General features: G+C 67.2%; 15 protein-coding genes, 1 other RNA gene and 1 pseudogene. 13 read left to right on the top strand and 4 right to left on the bottom strand.

Annotated elements, in window-relative coordinates; translation table 11 throughout:
* Positions 1-24 precede the first annotated feature (24 nt).
* The 11 genes and pseudogenes from ftsX to RU01_RS04535 all read left to right on the top strand — a co-directional run bounded on the left by ftsX (position 25) and on the right by RU01_RS04535 (position 10,643).
* The gene (ftsX, locus tag RU01_RS04495) at positions 25-930 is read left to right on the top strand and encodes a permease-like cell division protein FtsX (protein ID WP_042573400.1); all 906 of its coding nucleotides are present in this window, start codon (positions 25-27) and stop codon (positions 928-930) included.
* An 81-nt stretch (positions 931-1,011) separates the two neighbouring features.
* Positions 1,012-1,485 (top strand): SsrA-binding protein SmpB, encoded by a 474-nt coding sequence (gene smpB / locus RU01_RS04500; protein WP_042573276.1) that lies wholly within the window; start codon positions 1,012-1,014, stop codon positions 1,483-1,485.
* Complete coding sequence (locus RU01_RS04505) at positions 1,482-2,351, top strand: DMT family transporter (protein ID WP_082042877.1); 870 nt, start codon at positions 1,482-1,484, stop codon at positions 2,349-2,351. Before smpB ends, RU01_RS04505 begins: the two co-directional genes overlap by 4 nt.
* Positions 2,352-2,418: 67 nt before the next feature.
* A complete protein-coding gene (locus RU01_RS04510) occupies positions 2,419-3,936 on the top strand; it encodes an SDR family oxidoreductase (RefSeq protein WP_042573401.1) in 1,518 nt (505 codons plus the stop codon).
* 58 nt (positions 3,937-3,994) lie between these two features.
* Positions 3,995-4,365: a transfer-messenger RNA gene (gene ssrA / locus RU01_RS22375) on the top strand.
* A gap of 98 nt (positions 4,366-4,463) precedes the next feature.
* Positions 4,464-5,123 (top strand): alpha/beta fold hydrolase, encoded by a 660-nt coding sequence (locus RU01_RS04515; protein WP_052493116.1) that lies wholly within the window; start codon positions 4,464-4,466, stop codon positions 5,121-5,123.
* A gap of 57 nt (positions 5,124-5,180) precedes the next feature.
* Positions 5,181-6,482: an NAD(P)/FAD-dependent oxidoreductase gene (locus RU01_RS04520; RefSeq protein WP_042573278.1), complete on the top strand. Its 1,302-nt coding sequence runs from the start codon at positions 5,181-5,183 to the stop codon at positions 6,480-6,482.
* A gap of 5 nt (positions 6,483-6,487) precedes the next feature.
* A pseudogene (locus RU01_RS23065) lies at positions 6,488-7,192 on the top strand (DUF1365 domain-containing protein); the annotation flags it as partial.
* 72 nt (positions 7,193-7,264) lie between these two features.
* Positions 7,265-8,539 carry an SAM-dependent methyltransferase gene (locus tag RU01_RS23070; protein WP_042573403.1) on the top strand — a complete coding sequence of 425 codons (1,275 nt, stop codon included), beginning with the start codon at positions 7,265-7,267 and terminating at the stop codon, positions 8,537-8,539.
* A complete protein-coding gene (locus RU01_RS04530; RefSeq protein ID WP_042573279.1) occupies positions 8,536-9,837 on the top strand; it encodes an SAM-dependent methyltransferase in 1,302 nt (433 codons plus the stop codon). Before RU01_RS23070 ends, RU01_RS04530 begins: the two co-directional genes overlap by 4 nt.
* A gap of 2 nt (positions 9,838-9,839) precedes the next feature.
* The gene (locus RU01_RS04535; RefSeq protein WP_042573280.1) at positions 9,840-10,643 is read left to right on the top strand and encodes a DUF1295 domain-containing protein; all 804 of its coding nucleotides are present in this window, start codon (positions 9,840-9,842) and stop codon (positions 10,641-10,643) included.
* A 20-nt stretch (positions 10,644-10,663) separates the two neighbouring features.
* On the opposite strand, the gene treY is transcribed toward RU01_RS04535, so the two are convergent.
* The 4 genes from treY to RU01_RS04555 form a co-directional block, all read right to left on the bottom strand.
* Positions 10,664-13,012, bottom strand: a complete 2,349-nt coding sequence (treY, locus tag RU01_RS04540; RefSeq protein ID WP_042573281.1) for a malto-oligosyltrehalose synthase — start codon at positions 13,010-13,012, stop codon at positions 10,664-10,666.
* A 9-nt stretch (positions 13,013-13,021) separates the two neighbouring features.
* The gene (gene glgX / locus RU01_RS04545; RefSeq protein ID WP_042573282.1) at positions 13,022-15,367 is read right to left on the bottom strand and encodes a glycogen debranching protein GlgX; all 2,346 of its coding nucleotides are present in this window, start codon (positions 15,365-15,367) and stop codon (positions 13,022-13,024) included.
* Positions 15,368-15,447: 80 nt separating this feature from the next.
* Positions 15,448-16,377: an NAD(P)/FAD-dependent oxidoreductase gene (locus RU01_RS04550; protein WP_042573283.1), complete on the bottom strand. Its 930-nt coding sequence runs from the start codon at positions 16,375-16,377 to the stop codon at positions 15,448-15,450.
* The gene (locus RU01_RS04555; protein WP_042573284.1) at positions 16,374-16,970 is read right to left on the bottom strand and encodes a TetR/AcrR family transcriptional regulator C-terminal domain-containing protein; all 597 of its coding nucleotides are present in this window, start codon (positions 16,968-16,970) and stop codon (positions 16,374-16,376) included. The genes RU01_RS04550 and RU01_RS04555 overlap by 4 nt, the downstream gene beginning before the upstream one ends.
* A gap of 69 nt (positions 16,971-17,039) precedes the next feature.
* On the opposite strand from RU01_RS04555, the gene RU01_RS04560 reads away from it, so the two are divergent.
* Both RU01_RS04560 and RU01_RS04565 read left to right on the top strand, forming a co-directional pair.
* Complete coding sequence (locus RU01_RS04560) at positions 17,040-17,606, top strand: DUF2567 domain-containing protein (RefSeq protein ID WP_052493117.1); 567 nt, start codon at positions 17,040-17,042, stop codon at positions 17,604-17,606.
* Between the two features lie 107 nt (positions 17,607-17,713).
* Positions 17,714-18,829 (top strand): GGDEF domain-containing protein, encoded by a 1,116-nt coding sequence (locus tag RU01_RS04565; protein WP_052493118.1) that lies wholly within the window; start codon positions 17,714-17,716, stop codon positions 18,827-18,829.
* The last annotated feature ends 3 nt before the right edge of the window (positions 18,830-18,832 follow it).

The raw sequence follows: 18,832 nt of genomic DNA on the forward strand, positions 1-18,832 counted from the left end.
CCGTCTCGACGAAAGTATGTGAACGTGCGCGCCAGTTTTCTTCTCGGTGAGGTCCTGACGGGTCTGCGCCGCAACATCACCATGACCATCGCGATGGTTCTCACGACGGCCATCTCGCTCGGCCTGTTCGGCGGCGGCTTGCTCGTGGTGCAGATGGCCGGCAAGACGCAGCAGATCTTCCTGGACCGCGTCGAGGTCCAGATCTTCCTGACCGACGACATCTCCACCAGCGACCCGGACTGCACCTCGGGCATCTGCTCCGGCCTGCGATCCGACCTCGAGTCCACGCCCTCCGTGGTGTCCGTCCAGTACCTCAACCGTGAGGACGCCGTCGCGGATGCGACCGACCGTGTGTTCAAGGATCAGCCGGAGCTCGCGTCGCTCGTCTCGCCCGAGAGCTTCCCGGCGTCGTTCAAGGTGAAGCTGAGCGATCCGGAACGATTCGGCGTGGTCAACGACCAGTTCGGTGCTCGACCCGGCGTTCAGAGCGTGCTGAACCAGCGCGAACTGGTGGACCGGCTGTTCAGTGTGCTGGCCGGCGTCCGCAACGCGGCCTTCGCCGTCGCCGTGGTCCAGGCGATCGCCGCGGTCCTCCTTATCGCGAACATGGTGCAGATCGCCGCCTTCACCCGTCGAACCGAGGTCGGCATCATGCGACTCGTCGGCGCGACACGGTGGTACACGCAGCTGCCGTTCCTGCTCGAGGCGATCGTGGCGTCGCTGGTCGGTGCCGTCCTCGCCATCGCCGGTCTGTTCACCGCGAAGTCCGCGTTCATCGACTCGGTCCTGGACGACCTGTACCAGGCCAACATCCTGGCCCGGATCACCACCAGTGACGTGCTCCTGGTCTCGCCCATCCTGCTGCTCGTCGGCGTCGGGATGGCGACGGTCACCTCGTACATCACGCTCCGGCTCTACGTACGCCAGTAACGCCCACCGGAACAAACGAGTGGACACCGTCCTTATGGTTGTCAGAAGTCATGTCCAGCCGCGCCCGAAGGAGTTCCAGCTGTGAAGGAGAAAGGTCGCAAGGCCATTGCGACCAACCGCAAGGCGCGCCACAACTACACGATCCTCGACGTGTACGAAGCCGGTGTCGCGTTGGTCGGTACCGAGGTCAAGAGTCTGCGCGACGGCAAGGCGTCTCTGGCCGACGCGTTCGCGACCGTCGATGACGGCGAGGTGTGGCTACGCGGACTGCACATTCCCGAGTACATGGCGGGGAGCTGGACGAATCACGCGCCGCGTCGTAACCGCAAACTGCTGCTACACAAGCGGGAGATCGAACTGCTGATCGGCAAGACCCGCGAGGGCAACATGACTCTGGTGCCACTGTCGATGTACTTCAACGAGGGCAAGGTCAAGGTCGAGCTGGCCCTGGCGAAGGGCAAGCAGGACTACGACAAGCGTCAGGATCTGGCCCGTCGCACGGCGGAACGCGAGGTCACTCGTGAGCTGGGTCGTCGGATAAAGGGAATGCGCTGACCGCGATCGTCCTCGCGCTGATCGCGGCGCTCGGCTACGGCGTCAGTGACTTCGTCGGAGGAGTCGCGTCCCGACGTGTCGCCGCGCTGCGCGTGGTCATCGTCTCGTACCCGGTCTCGGTTCTGATCGTGGCAGCCGTGATGCCGTTCGTCGGAGGCACACTGACCGCGTCGTCCGTGATGTGGGGTGCGCTGTCCGGACTGGCCGGCGGAGTTGCCGTGTGGTGGTTCTATCTGGCACTCGCCGCCGGACCGATGGCTGTCGTCTCCCCGATCACCGCAGTCGTGGTGGCAGGTGTGCCCGTCGGCGTCGGACTGGTCCTGGGCGAGCGTCCCGGTGTTCCGGCGTACATCGGCATCGCTCTGGCGCTGGTCGCCGTGATCATGGTCAGCAAGGAGTCTCCCGACGACGCGGCGGGTGATGTGGCCGGGGGTCGGACGCTGCGGTTCACGCCCCGCGTGGCATGGCTGACCGTCGGATCCGGTCTGGCGTTCGCGTTGACGTTCATCTTCCTCGACCTGGCCGGGGAGGACGACGCAGGTCTGTGGCCGTTGCTGGCCAATCGGGTCACGGCCACCGCCCTCGTGTGGGCAGTCGCCGTCGGCACGGGCATGTTCTCCTTCCCCCGCGGAGGAGTGCTGAAGCTGGCCGCGTGGATCGCGGTTCTGGACGTCGCAGCCAATGCAGCACTGCTCTACGCGTTCCAGGGTGGGCTCCTGTCCCTCGTCAGCGTGATCGCCTCGCTCTATCCCGCCGCGACCGTGTTGCTGGCCATGGTGATGCTGGGAGAGAAGGTCGCCAAGGTGCAGATCGTGGGCATGGTCATCGCACTGGGTGCGGTCGGGCTGATCACCGCGGGTGCCTGACCACCTGTCGGTGACTGCAACCGGCGTGCACCACACTCGACGTGCTCCTCTGCTACGAATGGAGGACATGAACACCGAAGCGGGCGCACGTGTCGTCGTCACCGGGGCAACCGGATACATCGGCGGTCGATTGGCGCCGCGATTGCAGGAAGCCGGTTACCGCGTTCGCGTTCTCGCGCGATCGCCGCAGAAGCTCCGCGACGTTCCGTGGGCCGCGAACGTCGAGGTCGTGCGCGGCGACCTGAACGACCGCGAGTCGCTCGACGAGGCGTTCCGCGACGTCGACGTCGTCTACTACCTGGTCCACTCGATGGGCGGTTCGGATCACTTCGCCGAGGCCGAGCGGATCAGCGCGCAGAACGTCGCCGACGCGGCGAAGGCTGCAGGAGTTCGCCGCATCGTCTACCTCGGAGGTCTGCACCCGGTCGACGGCGAGCTCTCCCCGCACCTCGAGTCCCGCGCCGAGGTCGGTCGGATCCTCATCGACTCCGGCGTCTTCACCGTCGTGCTCCAGGCCGGCGTCGTGATCGGGTCGGGATCCGCGTCGTTCGAGATGATCCGCCATCTCACCAACCGACTCCCCGTCATGACCACCCCGAAGTGGGTGCACAACCAGATCCAGCCGATCGCCGTCCGCGACGTGTTGCACTACCTGATCGAGTCTGCGACAGCCCCGTTCGAGACGTCCCGTACCTGGGACATCGGTGGTCCGGATGTTCTGCAGTACGGCGAGATGATGAACGAATACGCCAGCGTGGCGGGCCTGCGCAAGCGTCGGATGTTGGTGCTGCCGGTGCTGACGCCCAGGCTGGCCGGTCACTGGATCGGGCTGGTCACGCCGATCCCCAGGGGCCTGGCCATGCCGCTCATCGAATCACTGCAGTACGACGCCATCGCCCACGAGCAGGACATCGACACGGTCGTGCCTCCGCCCGAGGGCGGATTGACCACCTTCGCGGATTCCGTCCACCTCGCGTTGCGACGCATCGAGGACGGCGAGGTCGAGACGACGTGGTCGAACGCTACCGACAACGGCGCACCGTCGGATCCGCTGCCGTCGGACCCCGATTGGGCCGGTGAGGTGGTCTACGTCGACGAACGGGCCCAGGACTGCAACGCCCCGCCGGAGTTGCTGTGGGACGTCGTCGAGGGAATCGGCGGCGAGAACGGCTGGTACTCGTTCCCCGCCGCGTGGGTCATCCGGGGGTGGCTGGACAAGGTCGTCGGCGGAGTGGGCTTGAAGCGTGGTCGACGCGACCCGCGCCGCCTGGTCAACGGCGAGGCTCTCGACTGGTGGCGTGTCGAGGAGATCGAGCGTGGATCGCTGTTGCGGTTGCGCGCGGAGATGAAGGCACCGGGCGGAGCCTGGCTCGAGCTCAAGGTGCTGCCGCTCGACGGCGGCAAACGGTCGCGGTACGAGCAGCGCGCCATCTTCTTCCCGCGTGGCCTGGGCGGACGTGTCTACTGGTTCGCCATCATGCCGTTCCACGGCGTCATCTTCCGGGGGATGCTCGAGAACATCACGCACAAGGCGGAGCGTGCGGCCGACACCGGCAACAAACGGGATGAAACCCGCGTCGGATGACGTTAGACTGGTGAGTCGCCGGAGAAGTTCGGCGGACACATCGCCTTCGGGCGGGAAAGGGGCTGAACGGTTTCGACTGTGTGCGTCTAGTTAGGGGAAGCGTGCCGGTGCAGGCGAGAGACCACCGTAAGCGTCATCGCAAAAATATAAGCGCCGATTCCAATCAGCGCGACTACGCACTCGCTGCCTAAGTAGCGACTGCGTGTCTGTCAGTCCGGTTTCGCCCTCGGGCCGGGTACTGGCATCAGCTAGAGGGCTCACCTATTCACTCGGCTGCGGAGTGATGTGGAACATCAAACAGTGGCTGGGATCGTCATCCAGGCTTGTCTGCGAGATCTGGAGATCCAAGTAGAGGCATAGCGGACTGCGCACGGAGAAGCCCTAGCAAACCGACACAGGACCCGGGTTCGATTCCCGGCAGCTCCACAGAAACACCGACCACCGGCCGGACACCGCGAAGGTGTTCGGCCGGTGTCGTGTCAGCCACAGATCGACATCCACCACCGTCGGCGTAGCGAATGAGGAGTATGAGCAGCACTGACTCCAGCATCACCCCGCATCTGCACGGACTGCGCCGCGGCCCGGCGTCCGCGGCGGTTCTCGTCCTGCACGGCGGGAAGGTGGCGAGCACCGACAGGGCGCAGCCGTGGCAGTTGTCCGCTGTCCGGATGATGCCGTTCACCCGCGACCTGCGACGCGCGGCGGGTGACGACACCGTCGTCACCCAACTGCAGTACCGGTACCGCGGGTGGAACGGCAGCGATCGCAGTCCGGTGCGCGACGCGCAGTGGGCGTGCGACCGACTGGTCGAGGCGTACGGGCCGAACGTGAGCATCACGGTCGTCGGTCATTCGATGGGTGGGCGCGCCGCCGCGGCCATTGCCGGCCATCCCCGCGTCGTCGCGGTCGCCGCACTTGCTCCGTGGTGGCTGGACGGCACCGAGACCGACACGATGCGTGCCGGGCAGAAGCTTCTGGTCCTGCACGGCACGGTGGACCGCTGGACCGATCCTGTCGCGTCCCGCGCGGCGACGGAGCGGGCATCGGCCAGGGGAGTGGACGCCACATTCGTCGCGATGCGCGGAGCCGGACATTTCATGCTTCGATCACCGCGGGCATGGTCGAGCCGGGTACGCGAGTTCGTTCTCGACCAATCGCGGAAGGTCTCGTCTACGAAACCCGAGTGATACAGCGAACGGTTCTCCGCTTCCCGGAGACGTCGCTACACGTTAGGGAGAACACACATGACGGACGGCGACCTCACCGAGCGGCGCGTCGCCGTGGTCGGAGCAGGGGTCGCGGGCCTCACCGCCGCGTACGTCCTCTCCAAGAACGCTCGTGTGACCGTGTACGAGGCGGACGAGCGGCTGGGCGGACACGCCGACACGCATTCCGTGTCGACGACGTCGCACGGCGTGATTCCCGTCGACACCGGTTTCATCGTCCACAACGATCGCACCTACCCGACGTTGCAACGGCTCTTCCGCGAACTCGACGTTCCCACGCAGGAATCGGACATGAGCATGTCCATCCGCTGCGACGGTTGCGGTCTCGAATACTCCGGCGGCCAGGGATTCTCGGGTCTGTTCCCGAGCCCCTCGGTGCTCCTGCGCGGTCGTTACCTGCGAATGTTGCTCGACGTCACGCGCTTTCACCGTAGCGCTCGTGCGCTGCTGGCTGCCCCCGACGACGATTCGACAGTCGCCGACTTCCTCGCACACCACGAGTTCTCGGAGTACTTCGAGTCGCACTTCATGACGCCGCTGGTGTCCGCCGTGTGGTCCTGCGAGCCGTCACGGGCCTTGGATTACCCTGCGCGCTACCTCTTCTCGTTCCTCGAGCACCACGGAATGCTGGGCGTCGGCGGATCACCGACCTGGCGGACGGTGACGGGCGGATCCGTCACGTACGTCGATCGGGTCGCGGAGAGAATCGCCGACATTCGCACCGGTACGCCGGTGGCGTCGATCCGGCGGACCGACCGGGGCGTGGAGATCGAGGACGCTCGGGGGTCGACGGACACCTACGACGCCGTGGTCGTCGCGACCCATCCCCAGCAGGCCCTGAAGATGCTGGCAGATCCGACCTCCACCGAGCACCTGGTCCTCGGTGCCATGCCGTACTCGCCGAACGTCGCGCGGCTGCACACGGACGAGACAGTTCTCCCGCGGACGCCGAGAGCTCGCGCGTCGTGGAACTACCGGATGCCCCAGTGCAGCGCTGCGCCCGGCGGGGTCGTCGTCACCTATGACATGTCACGGTTGCAGCGGCTTCCGGACACGGGGTCTCGCTATCTCGTCACCCTGGGCGACGAGAACGATCCGACCGCCGAGGGCGCCGCGCTCGACTCGTCCGCGGTGATCGAGACCATGCGATACGAGCACCCGCTGTACACGTCGGAATCGGTGGCGGCGCAGGCGCGTCTTCCCGAGTTGGACACCGACCAGGTCGCGTATGCCGGTGCCTATCACGGGTGGGGATTCCACGAGGACGGCGCCGCATCGGGTCTGCGTGCAGCCGAACGCCTCGGCGGAGCCTGGACATGAGCGGGATGCGGACGCCTCACGACACTCGGCCGGCGATCTACGACACGTCCATCCGGCACATCCGGACGGCTCCCGTCGAGAACGAGTTCACCTACCGCAGCTACTCGTGGTTCGTCGACATCGACCACCTTCCTGCACTTCCCGGCCCGTTGGCAGCGTTCGCGGCGATCGACTCCGCGGATCACGTCGGTGATCCGGCGGCGTCACTGCGGTCCAATCTCGACGATTTCCTGCAGTCGCGGGGCATCCCTCCCGTCGTCGGCCACATCACGATGCTGACCAACGCACGCGTCCTGGGGTACGTGTTCAACCCGCTGACCGTGTACTGGCTGCACGACCGAGCCGGACGCGTCGAGCACGTCGTGGCCGAGGTGCACAACACCTACGGAGAGCGGCACCGGTACTTGCTCGACACCGACGAGCGTGGCGCCGCCCGTACGCCCAAGGAGTTCTACGTCTCGCCGTTCAACGACGTCAGTGGCGAGTACGCGATGCGACTTCCCGAACCCGACGGCACTCTGGCGCTGTCGATCACGTTGATCCGGGACGGCCACCCACCTTTCGTCGCGACGATGTCCGGTACCGGACGGACGGCGACACCGGGGGTCGTCGCGCGCGTTCTGGCGCGCGCCCCGTTCGCTCCCCACGTGGTGAGTGCGCGTATCCGGCGCCAGGGCATCGCGCTGTGGGCGCGCGGACTACGCACAGTTCCGCGGCCGCCCGCACCCGATGACACACGCCCCGCTCCTCCTGCCCCCGACACCCTGACAGAAAGCACCGAGATGACTCCTTACGCGCCGGCACGGACGATCGATGCGGACCGATGGCCGTCGATCGGCACGGCTCCTATGACGGTCAAGGCGCGTCTCGCCGCGCCCGTCGCGGACGCGTTGTTCCGGCGAGCGTCGGAGCATCTGAACATCCGCGTCGAAATGCCGGGCGGTGTGGTTCTCGGCGGCGGCGCGAACGATCCGTCGGCACCCGTCATGACGATCCACCGCCCGCGCGACTTCGCGGCGCGGGTGGGTGAGAGCGGCCTGATCGGATTCGGCGAGGCCTACATGGCCGGCGACTGGGACGCGCCGGATCTCACCGCCGCCCTGGGCGTGTTCGCCGAGCGCATGGCGACCCTGATCCCGAAGTGGTTGCAGCGCCTGCGCGGGCTCTACATCCCGAAACAACCGAAGACCGAGACGAACACGACGACCAACACGCGGTCGAACATCTCGCGGCACTACGACCTGTCGAACGAGATGTTCGAGCTCTTCCTCGACGAGACGATGACGTACTCGAGTGCGCTGTTCCCGTCGCTGACTCCGGCACCGACATGGGACGACTTCGCGGATGCCCAGCGCGCCAAGATCGACCGTCTCCTCGACCGAGCCGGGGTCACCGCCGGAACACGGGTTCTCGAGATCGGCACCGGCTGGGGTGAACTGGCCATCCGGGCGGCCGAGCGCGGGGCCACGGTCCGATCCGTCACGCTCTCGATCGAACAACAGGAACTCGCGTACAAGCGCATCGACGCAGCGGGTTTCGCCGACCGTGTCCAGGTGGACCTGCTGGACTACCGCCTGGTCGACGGCGAGTACGACGCTATCGTCTCGGTCGAGATGATCGAGGCTGTGGGACACCAGTATTGGGGCGAGTACTTCCGCACCATCGACTCCGTCCTCGCGCCCGGTGGCAAGGTGGCCATCCAGGCCATCACGATGCCGCACGAGCGCATGCTCGCCACGCGGAACACCTACACCTGGGTGCACAAGTACATCTTCCCGGGCGGGTTCCTGCCGTCGATCCGTGCGATCGAGAACATCACCGAGAAGGAGACGACGCTGCGGGTGCGCGAGCGTCTGTCCATCGGTGACCACTACGCACGGACACTCCGACTGTGGGACGAGCGCTTCCGTGATCACGTCGAGGAAGCTCGCATGCTCGGCTTCGACGACGTCTTCGCCCGGATGTGGCACTTCTACCTCTGCTACTCCGAGGCCGGATTCGGGTCGGGCTACATCGACGTCCAACAGATCCTGCTCGAACGAAGGAGTGACTCATGACCACCGACGCCACCGTGGCAGCCCGACTGGAGACGTTGCTGGCGCCTTTCGTGGGAGGTGCGTTGCCGGTACGGCTGACTGCCTGGGACGGATCGACCGCCGGGCCGATCGACGCACCCGCCGTGACCCTCTACAGCCCGAACGTTTTGCGGCGGTTGCTGTGGAGTCCCGGCGAGCTGGGTGCGGCGCAGGCCTACGTCACGGGTGAACTGGATGTCGAGGGCGATCTGAACGAGGCACTGACCCACGTGTGGGAGGTCGTGCGCTCCCGTCGCCTCACCGCGGTCCGGCCGAGCCCCAAGGCCGTCGTCGACCTGATCCGCACGGCGGCGTCCCTGGGTGTCGTCGGGCTCGGACGCGGTGGCCGACCGCTGCCCGCCCCCGCGTCGCAGGCCGTCATCAAGGGTCGCCTGCACTCCCTGGTCCGGGACCGCGCTGCCATCAGTCACCACTACGACCTGTCGAACGAGTTCTACGAGATGGTGCTCGATCCGCAGATGGCCTACTCCAGTGGCTACTGGACGTCGGACGACCCCGCGTACGGACTCGAGGATGCGCAGCGCGACAAGCTGGACCTGGTCTGCCGCAAGATCGGACTCGACACGCGCCCCGGTATGCGGTTCCTCGATGTCGGCTGCGGGTGGGGATCGCTCAGCCTGCACGCCGCCGAGCACTACGGCGCGCAGGTCGTGGGCGTCACCATTTCCCGCGAACAGAAAGCGTTCATCGACAAGCGGATCGCCGACCGCGGACTCCAGGACCGGGTCGAGATCCGGATCCAGGACTACCGCGAGGTGCCCGACGGCCCGTTCGACGCCGTCGCGTCCATCGAGATGGGCGAGCACGTCGGCGAGAAGAACTACCCGGTGTACGCGAAGGCGCTGTACGACAACGTCGTGGCCGGCGGTCGAGTGCTGGTGCAACAGATGTCCCGCAAGGCGGGAGACAACCCCGGCGGCGGCGCGTTCATCGAGTCGTTCATCGCGCCCGACATGTACATGCGACCGGTCGGTGCGACGGTGGCGATGATCGAGGAATCCGGCCTCGAGGTGCGCGATGTACATGCGCTGCGCGAGCACTACGTCCGAACCGTCGACGCCTGGTACGAGACCTTCGAGAGCCGTTGGGACGACCTCGTGGCGTTGGTCGGCGACGAGGTGGCGCGGGTGTGGCGCCTGTACCTCGTCGGCGGCGGGATGGCTTTCCGCGACGGCCGGATGGGCGTCGATCAGATCCTGTCGGTGCGACCCGACGAGCGCGGCGTGTCTTCCATGCCGCCCGTGCGGTCGCACGGGTGAGCATGGTCGGCACCGACGCCGGGACCTGGGGCGCCTTCGCCGTGGTCACGGTGTCGTCGCTCGTGGCGGTCGTCGTCGTGCTGACGGTGACAGCGCTGATCGGTTTCCGGATCGGTCGACACAACGTGGTCGACGTCAGCTGGGGTGCCGGCTTCGTGGCGGTGGCGCTGGTCGCTGCGCTGACGGGAGCCGGCGACGGCTGGCGTCGAGTGCTGCTGCTCGTCCTGGTGGGCGCGTGGGGCACCAGGCTCGCCGTGTCGATGTTCCGACGATCGCGGGGCAAGGGCGAGGATCCGCGCTACGAGAAGATGCTCTCGTCGGCTCCCGGAAGTCCTGCGCTGTACGCGATCCGCAAGATCTACCTGACGCAGGGGCTCGCGTTGTGGTTCGTCTCGCTGCCGGTGCAGGTCTCGGCGGTGACGCAGGGGTCCGCGGGCATCATCACCGCGCTCGGTGTGGTGGCGTGGATCGTCGGCATCTCGTTCGAGACCGTCGGCGACAAGCAGATGGACGACTTCAAGGCCGACCCGTCGTCCAAGGGCACCATCATGGACCGCGGCCTGTGGCGATTCACCCGTCACCCGAACTACTTCGGGGACGCGTGCGTGTGGTGGGGCATCTTCCTCGTCGCCGCCGCGCACTGGCCGGGCGTGCTGACGGTGCTCTCCCCGGTGGCGATGACGTACTTCCTCGTCTTCGCGACGGGCGCGCGCCTGCTCGAGCAGCACATGGCCGAGCGTCCCGGCTACCGCGAGTACCAACAGCGCACCAGCTATTTCGTCCCGCTCCCGCCGAAGAAGGCGTGAGCCTTCTCCGGCGGACCGTGTCACCGCGTGAGAAGCGCGACCGGAAGGTCGGCGAGAAGCTCGCCGACCGCGACGGATCCGGAGACGCTGCGACCGGTGAGCACGTCCGTCCACGTGCCGTCCGGTAGCTCCAGAGCGGTGTCACCCCACCCGGATTCCACCAGGCCGAGCGACAGGCGGGTAGCGATCGCCAGGACGTCGGAGTCCTCGGCGGCCGGACCGCGACCGAAGGCGACGACGTGATCGGCAGCGGTCCCGGTGGCGAACACGGGGGAGTAGCCGCCGCCGACGAAGCTCGACGGACGTTCTCGGCGTAGGCGGGCGGCGGCCCGGGTCACGTGGAACTTCGCCGCCCCGGTGGCGTCGAGTGCAGGTGTGCCCGAGGTGTCGAGCAACGCCCGACGGGTGGAGTAGTCCACGTCGCGGCGGTTGTCCGGATCGACCAGCGAGTCCTCCCAGAGTTCCGTGCCCTGATAGATGTCGGGAATTCCGGGGCCCGCGATGTGGAGGAGCTTCTGGCCCAGCGCATCGGTCCATGCGTGCGGTGCGATCTGCGAAACGAAGCTCGTCACCGACGATGCGACCGGACCGTCGAGGACGGTGTCGATCCACGAGTGCACGGCCGACTCGAAGTCCTCGTCGACGTCGTTCCATCCGGTGAACGACCCTGCTTCGCGGATCGCCTTCTCCGCGTAGGCATGCAGTCGCTCGCGGTACTCGTCCGTCACGACGCCGTCTGCAGGCCACGTCCCGATGATGTTCTGCCACAGGAAGAGTCCGGTGGGACCGTTGGGCGACGGCGCCTCCGCCTCCCAGTCCGCGAGGCAGCTCCGCCACAGATCGGGTGTCTGCGAGAGGATTCCGATGCGCGCGCGGACGTCCTCTCCGCGCTTGGTGTCGTGTGTCGACAACGTCGTCATGGCGCGGGGCCACAACCGTGCTCGCTCCGACAACCGGAGATGGAACTCGGCGACCGAGCGACCGAAGCGCGACGGGTCTCCGCCGACCTCCTGCAGCGAGACCAGGCGCGAGGTGCGGTAGAACATGCAGTCCTCGACGCTCTTCGCCATCACGGCGCCGGCCACCTGCTGGAGCCGACCCGACGCTTCTCCGCTGGTGGACACCGCCGCTGCGAGGATCTCCAGCGCCGGAACGAGGTCCGGTCGATCGACGGCGACGTCGCCGAGCAGACGCGGCAACATTCCGGCGAGCGGTGCGTAGTCCGACCGGTAGACCGGCATCCGTGCGACCACCGCGGTGACGGCGTCGATCGCGAGATCGTGGTCGAACTCCAGACCGGTGTCGCGAGCGATGGCCGCTACCAGGCGACGTACCTCGGGAGCCAGCTGCGTGCGTGCCGTCTCCTCCTTGATCGCCCGCTCCGCCCCGTGCACCCACGATGCGTCACCGGCTTCGCCCGTCGTGTCGAGGGAGAGCTGCGTCAGCGCGGACTCGCCTGTCGGATCGACGAAGACACCGCCCAGATCCGCCAGCGCGTCGTAGCCGGTGGTGCCGTCGACGGGAAGGGTGACGTCCAGTGGTTCGTCCGCCGTGAGGATCTTCTCGATGACGAGCCACGAGTCGGGTCCGACGACGCCGCGCAGCCGCGACAGATACTCGGCGGGCGCCGTCAAACCGTCGGGATGATCGACGCGGACCCCGTCCACCAGACCGTCGTCGAACCAGCTGCGGACTTCGGCGTGCGTCGCATCGAAGACTGCCGGATCCTCCTGTCGCAACCCGGCCAAGTCGCTGACGGAGAAGAATCGGCGGTATCCGATGCGGCCCGAGCGCCATCCCACCAGTTCGTAGGACTGCTTGTCGTGCAACGCCTTCGCGTCGTCGGAACCGTCGTCGGTCGACGGGTCCACGGGATACCGGTTGTCGTAGTACGCCAGCACGACCTCGTCGCCGGACCTGTCGACGCTGAGCTCGTTCACATCGGCGTCGTCACCGAGGACGGGCAGTGCGACGCGTTCGGCGCCTGCCCAGTCGATGTCGAAGTACGACGCGTACTGCGATGCGCGACCGAACTTCAGAACGTCCCACCAGAACGGGTTCTCGTGGGCCGTGGCGACGCCGAGATGGTTGGGAACGATGTCGACGACGACGCCGAGACCGTGCGAGCGGGCTTCGGAGACCAGTTCTTCGAGGGCAGCGCGACCACCCAGGGCTTCCGAGACCGTGCGGGGATCCGTGACGTCGTAGCCGTGCGTCGAGCCCTCCGAGGCCGTGAGGATCGGGGAGAGGTAGACGTGCGAGACACCCAGTTCGGCGAGGTAGGGAACCAGCGACGTGGCGTCGCGGAGGGTGAAGCGATCACCCCGCAGCTGGAAACGGTAGGTCGAGGTGATCGCGTCGCGGGTCATAGCGCTTCCTTACCCCGTTTTCCGCAGCACCAACAGTGATCGTGCTTGCACCTCGACGGCCGTCCCGGCAACGATGACGCGATCGTCGGCGCCGGTAGCGCTGGCGGTGTCCAGCGCGACGGTCCACTCGTCCGCGTACTTGCCGTCCAGAGTGGTGAAGTCGATCGGCTCGTGGTGCGCGTTGAAGCACAGGTAGAACGTGTCGTCCACGACACGGTTGCCGCGGTTGTCGGGCTCGGGAATGTTCTCGCCGTTGAGGAAGACGGCGAGGGATTTACCGAAACCGCTGTCCCAGTCCTCCTCGGTCATCTCCTCGCCGGTCGGGGTGAGCCACGCGATGTCGCGAGTCTGCTCCGCCTTGCGGATGGGACGGCCTTCGAAGAACCGGCGACGGCGGAAAACGGGATGGTCGTTGCGCAGGGCGATGACCCGCGAGGTGAACTCGACGAGATCGGAGTTCGTCTCCGCGAGTGACCAGTCCATCCACGCCAGTTCCGAGTCCTGGCAGTAGACGTTGTTGTTGCCCTGCTGAGTTCGGCCCATCTCGTCGCCGTGCGCGAGCATCGGTGTGCCCTGGCTCAGCATCAACGTGGCCAGCATGTTCCGGATCTGACGGGCACGCAGCGACAGCACCTCGGGATCGTCCGTGGGACCCTCGACGCCGCAGTTCCACGAGCGGTTGTGGCTCTCGCCGTCGTTGTTGTCCTCGCCGTTGGCCTCGTTGTGCTTGTCGTTGTACGACACCAGGTCGTTCATGGTGAAGCCGTCGTGGGCGATGACGAAGTTGATGCTCGCGCCGGGTCGCCGGCCGGTGGCCTCGTACAGATCGGACGACCCGGTCAGTCGAGATGCGAACTCGCCCAACGTCGCCGGCTCGCCGCGCCAGTAGTCGCGCACGGTGTCGCGGTACATACCGTTCCATTCGGTCCACAGACCGGGGAAGTTGCCCACCTGGTAGCCGCCCTCGCCGACGTCCCACGGCTCGGCGATCAGCTTGACCTGACTCACCACCGGGTCCTGCTGGACCAGGTCGAAGAACGCGCTCAGCTTGTCCACGTCGTGCAGTTCGCGGGCGAGTGTCGACGCCAGGTCGAAGCGGAAGCCGTCGACGTGCATCTCGGTGACCCAGTAGCGCAGGGAGTCCATGATCAGCTGCAGGGTGTGCGGGTGACGCACGTTCAGGCTGTTGCCCGTCCCCGTGTAGTCCATGTAGAAGTACGGATCGTCGTCGACCAACCGGTAGTACGCGGCGTTGTCGATGCCGCGGAACGCGATCGTCGGGCCCATGTGGTTGCCCTCGGCGGTGTGGTTGTAGACCACGTCGAGGATCACCTCGATGCCGGCTTCGTGGAACGAGCGCACCATCGTCTTGAACTCCGACACGGCCGAACCGGCCATGGGGGAGGACGCGTACTCGTTGTGCGGAGCCATGAACCCGAACGAGTTGTAACCCCAGTAGTTGCGAAGTCCCTTGTCCACCAGGGTCTGGTCCTGCATGAACTGATGCACCGGCATCAGTTCGATAGCGGTCACGCCGAGCTTTTCCAGGTGGCTGATCACGGCCGGATGACCCAGGCCGGCGTACGTGCCGCGCAGATCTTCCGGAATGTCGGGATGCGTCATCGTCATGCCCTTGACGTGGGCCTCGTAGATGACGGTCTCGTTGTAGGGCCGGCGCGGAGAGCGGTCGTTCTGCCAGTCGAAGAACGGGTTGACGACGACCGTGGTCATCGTGTGTCCCAACGAGTCGTGTTGCGGGAAATGGGAATCGCCGTCGTCGGTGTCGGCGTCGTCCTCGGGTTCCGGAGTCGTCGCGGCCGGCGCGACGGATCCGCCGGTGGGAACGTTCGCCCGAGTGGCGTCGACGGTGCGCGAGGCGGCCGCGGAACCGGCCGGGCCGCCGTCGTGGGCGTCGCCCGGATGGACCACGGCATCCGTGTCGTCGGCGGCTGGGACCGCCGGTGTCGGCTGCTCGGGGATGTCGATGTCGTAGCTGAAGAGCGACCTGTCGCCGTCGAAGGCGCCGACGAATGCTTTCCCGTACGGGTCGAGCAGGAGCTTGCTGGCGTCGCACCGTTGTCCGGCGCCGGGGTTCCACGGACCGTGGACGCGGTAGCCGTATCGCTGACCGGGCTGCACCTGCGGAACGTAGGCGTGCCAGACGTACCCGTCGACCTCCTCGAGCCGCACTCGTGTCTCGCTGCCGTCGGTGTCGATCAGACACAGATCGACCGCTTCGGCCACCTCGGAGAACAAGGCGAAGTTGGTTCCGGCGCCGTCGTAGGTTGCGCCCAGGGGGTACGCGCTGCCGGGCCACACCTGGATCGTCGGTTCGTGTGCATGGTCGACGGACATGTGCGAAACCCTATCCCGGCCGAACCCCGAGTCACGCGTCGGCGAGTGCGGCCGCAGATCAGAGCGGTGAGAGGACTTGCTCAGGACAGCCGGTCGACGAGGGCGCGTCCGAGATCCGTGCCCGATCTCCAGGCGCTCTCGACCCGCGGTGAACCTTCCGGACACCACTGGTCGCCCGCGAAACCGATCAGTCGGTCCTCCGACTCGACGATGCCGTGACTGCGGTCGTGCGCACCGGACGGTTTCGCGAACGTCCACCGGTGGGTGTGCGTCCACTCGGGAGCCCCGATGCCGGTGAGTGCCGCGACCGCGTCGACGACCGTCGGCACCGCGCCGGCCGGATCCTCGAGATGCCGCCGGGCGCGCGCGGACGTCGTGTGGGCGACGATCACCGGCGCCCCGTCACCGCGTCGTGCACCGTCGCGCGCCAGGAACTCGATGTCCGCGTCGTCGGAGACGAAGGCAGCGTCGTCGAACGGGAGTCGACGGGCGTCGTCGGCGGACAACCCGAGGGCCACCGCGATCACGGGGTCGTAGTCGACGGGGTCCGGAACCTCCACGAGTCGGGAGGCCTGGGGGTCGGGCATCGCCACGACGACGTGGCCGGCGGGCAGAGCGTCCGCCTCGGTGGCGTCGATATCGATGTCTGCGAGCAAGTCCTTGACCAGGGAGCGCAGCCCGCCGGGGGAGCCCCAGCGCATCGGGCCCGGCTTCTGCTCCGGGGCCTTGCCCTTCGCCAACACGGTGAAGGTGTCGGTCCACTCGTGCACGAGTCCGCGAGAGGCCCAGTCGGCCACGACATCACGGAAGCCGTCGTCGCGCACGGTGAAGTAGCCGGCGCCGAGATCGACTCTGCGACCGTGGACCTCGGGCGAGGACATCCGCCCGCCGACTGCGCGGCCTCGGTTGCGCACGACGAACGGAATGCCCGCGTCGCGGAGGACGCGAGCGCAGGCGGCGCCGGAGATTCCGGCGCCGAGCAGGGTGACGGGAGACGTCGAGGAGGTCACGCGTTCAGCGTACGGACGCGGCGCCTGATGCCGTCGACGAAGAGTTCGAGGCCGAACGCGAACCGAGCGGTGGCGTCCGTGTCGAGGTGCTGGTCCGTGCCCGCGGATTCCGGGACCGGCGCAGCTCCGGCCGACTCCATCTGCAGGCGCGACTGCTCGTCGGTCGTCGCTCCCAGGACGTAGTACAGGACGGCGTCCGCGGCATGGTCCGCGTCGCCCGTGGACAGGCCCGCGGCGATGAGATCGGCGGCGAAGGTCGACCGCACAGGATGGGTGACCGTGCGGGCCGACAAGCTCGACGCGACGACCTCGGCCCCGTCGCGGTGGGCGAGGAGTGCGTCGCGCAGGCGGTGCGCCCGCGCCCGTACGTCGTCCAGAGGGTGCTGCTCCGCGCCGACGGATCGATCGAGCCGGCCGAGAATGCGATCCGATACCGCACCGAGAAGTGCCTGTTTGTTGGCCACGTGCCAGTACAGAGCGCCCGGTGCCACGCCGAGTGACCCGGCGAGGCGGCGCATCGACAAGTCCGCGAGTCCGTAGTCGTCGAGGATCACGAGCGCGCCGTCGACGACGTCGTTCTTCCGCAACTGCATGCGCGCGTCCTCTCGGCTACTCGTCCGTCGACCCGGACGGTCGTTCCCGCACAGCCTAGGCTGGCCGGTGTGAACGAAGTCGACATGTCCGAGGTGGCGTCACGTCGTGGTGGCTCGATCGGACGCTCGCTGCGCGTCGTCGCATCGTTCGCGTCGGTCGGTCTCGTCCTCGGCGCGCTGTGGGCGCTGACGGCTCCGGTGGAGCACGTCGCCGCCGTCGGCGACGGTCGCGCGATCGTGTTGACCGGGGAGAGCGATCACCGATTCGACGCACTGGCTCTGTTCCTCTGCATCACGGCCGCGGCCGGAGTGGTTGCGACAGTGGGCGTCTGGTCCGTCGTCTCCGATCGTGGTCCGCGTCTCGCGGTCGACACCGTGGTCGGCGCGTTCGCCGGATCCGCAGTCGCCGCCGGGGTCGGTCTCGCCGTGGGTGCCCTTCGCTACGCCTCCGCCGAGGGTGCAGCACGAGGCGATGTCGTCGGGCTCGCTCCCGGTATGTCGACACCGCTGGCGCTGCTCGCGCAGCCGCTGGCCGCGGCGGTGACGATCGTCCTGATCGCGGCACTGTCCGCGTCGGACGATCTGCGACGCGGTGACACCGTGGAAGCGTCCGACGAGTCGATGTCGAGCTCGTGACATTCGGGCTCGGAGCACCGGTTCGTCTGCTTCACTGAGCAGTCACGGGGCGGCCTTCCGAAGGCCGCGTGGGGGGCCTCATCGTTCGCGTAGGAAGGCCGTCCCGGGTGGCGAATCCCGTCCTACGCTGGCTGAGCAGCCCCGTCGACTACAGGTGGACGGTGAAGTACTTCGAGACCCACACCGCCCTCGCCTCGACGCGAGTTCTGATCGGGTTGTCGTGTCTGTTGTTCGCGGCGCTGTACGTCGTGGCCGGAGTATCGCCGCCGACAGCTGCTTCAGGGGTGGGATCGGTGATCGTGTTCGCCAACGCGGTGGGAACGGCTGCGGTCGGGGCCGCGTGGATCCGGGGTCCCTGGCCCTCGCGCAGAATGTCCCTGGCCTTCGTGGCATATGCGGACATCGGGCTGTCCGCGGTGATCCTGTCGCTGTCCGACCCGCTGGCACTTCTGCCCTGCACCATCCTGTTCGGCGTGGCCAGCAGTTACGTCGCCACGTTCCACACGCCACGCGTGTTCGCTGCGCATCACACCGTGTCGGTGGCCGTCTGTATTGCGGTGTTCGCGTCGGCAGTGAGGTCGGACGCCGAATCCGGCACGGAGGTCACGCGATTGGCCGTGACCTACGCAATGCTCATCGTCATGGTGCTCTTTCTCGCACCGATTTCGATCTACCGCTTGCAGTTCATCCAGAAGAGCGACGTCGCGGCGGCCTATCTCGATCCGTTGACCGGTCTCCGCAATCGACGCGGACTCACCGCCTCGGCGGACGACCTGGTCGGACTTCGCGTCGACCTCGCGGCCGTCGTGGTCGACATCGACCGCTTCAAATCGATCAACGACCGGTTCGGTCACCACCACGGTGACGCGGTGATCCGACGGACGGCGGCGATCATCGACGAGGCGTTCCCGTCACCGTCGATCACCGCGCGCACGGGAGGCGAGGAGTTCGCCGTCATCACCGCGCTGCCGCTCGACGAGGTGATGTCGCGCGCCGCATCTCTCTGCGCCACCTACCTCGAACAGTCCGACCCGGACTCCAGTCTGAGCATCGGCGTCGCGTCGTCACCCGTGCGGGCCACGCCGCGCGACGCGGAGGTGCTCCTGATCCATGCCGACCGGGCCATGTACTCCGCGAAGGCCCGCGGCGGCGATACCGTCGTACTCGACCGACGTGATCCCGAACAGTCGACGACCGTCGGGCCCGGCAGAGTCCCGAGCTGACGA

The sequence above is a fragment of the Rhodococcus sp. MEB064 genome, assembly GCF_000834565.1.
Classification (GTDB): Bacteria; Actinomycetota; Actinomycetes; order Mycobacteriales; family Mycobacteriaceae; genus Rhodococcoides.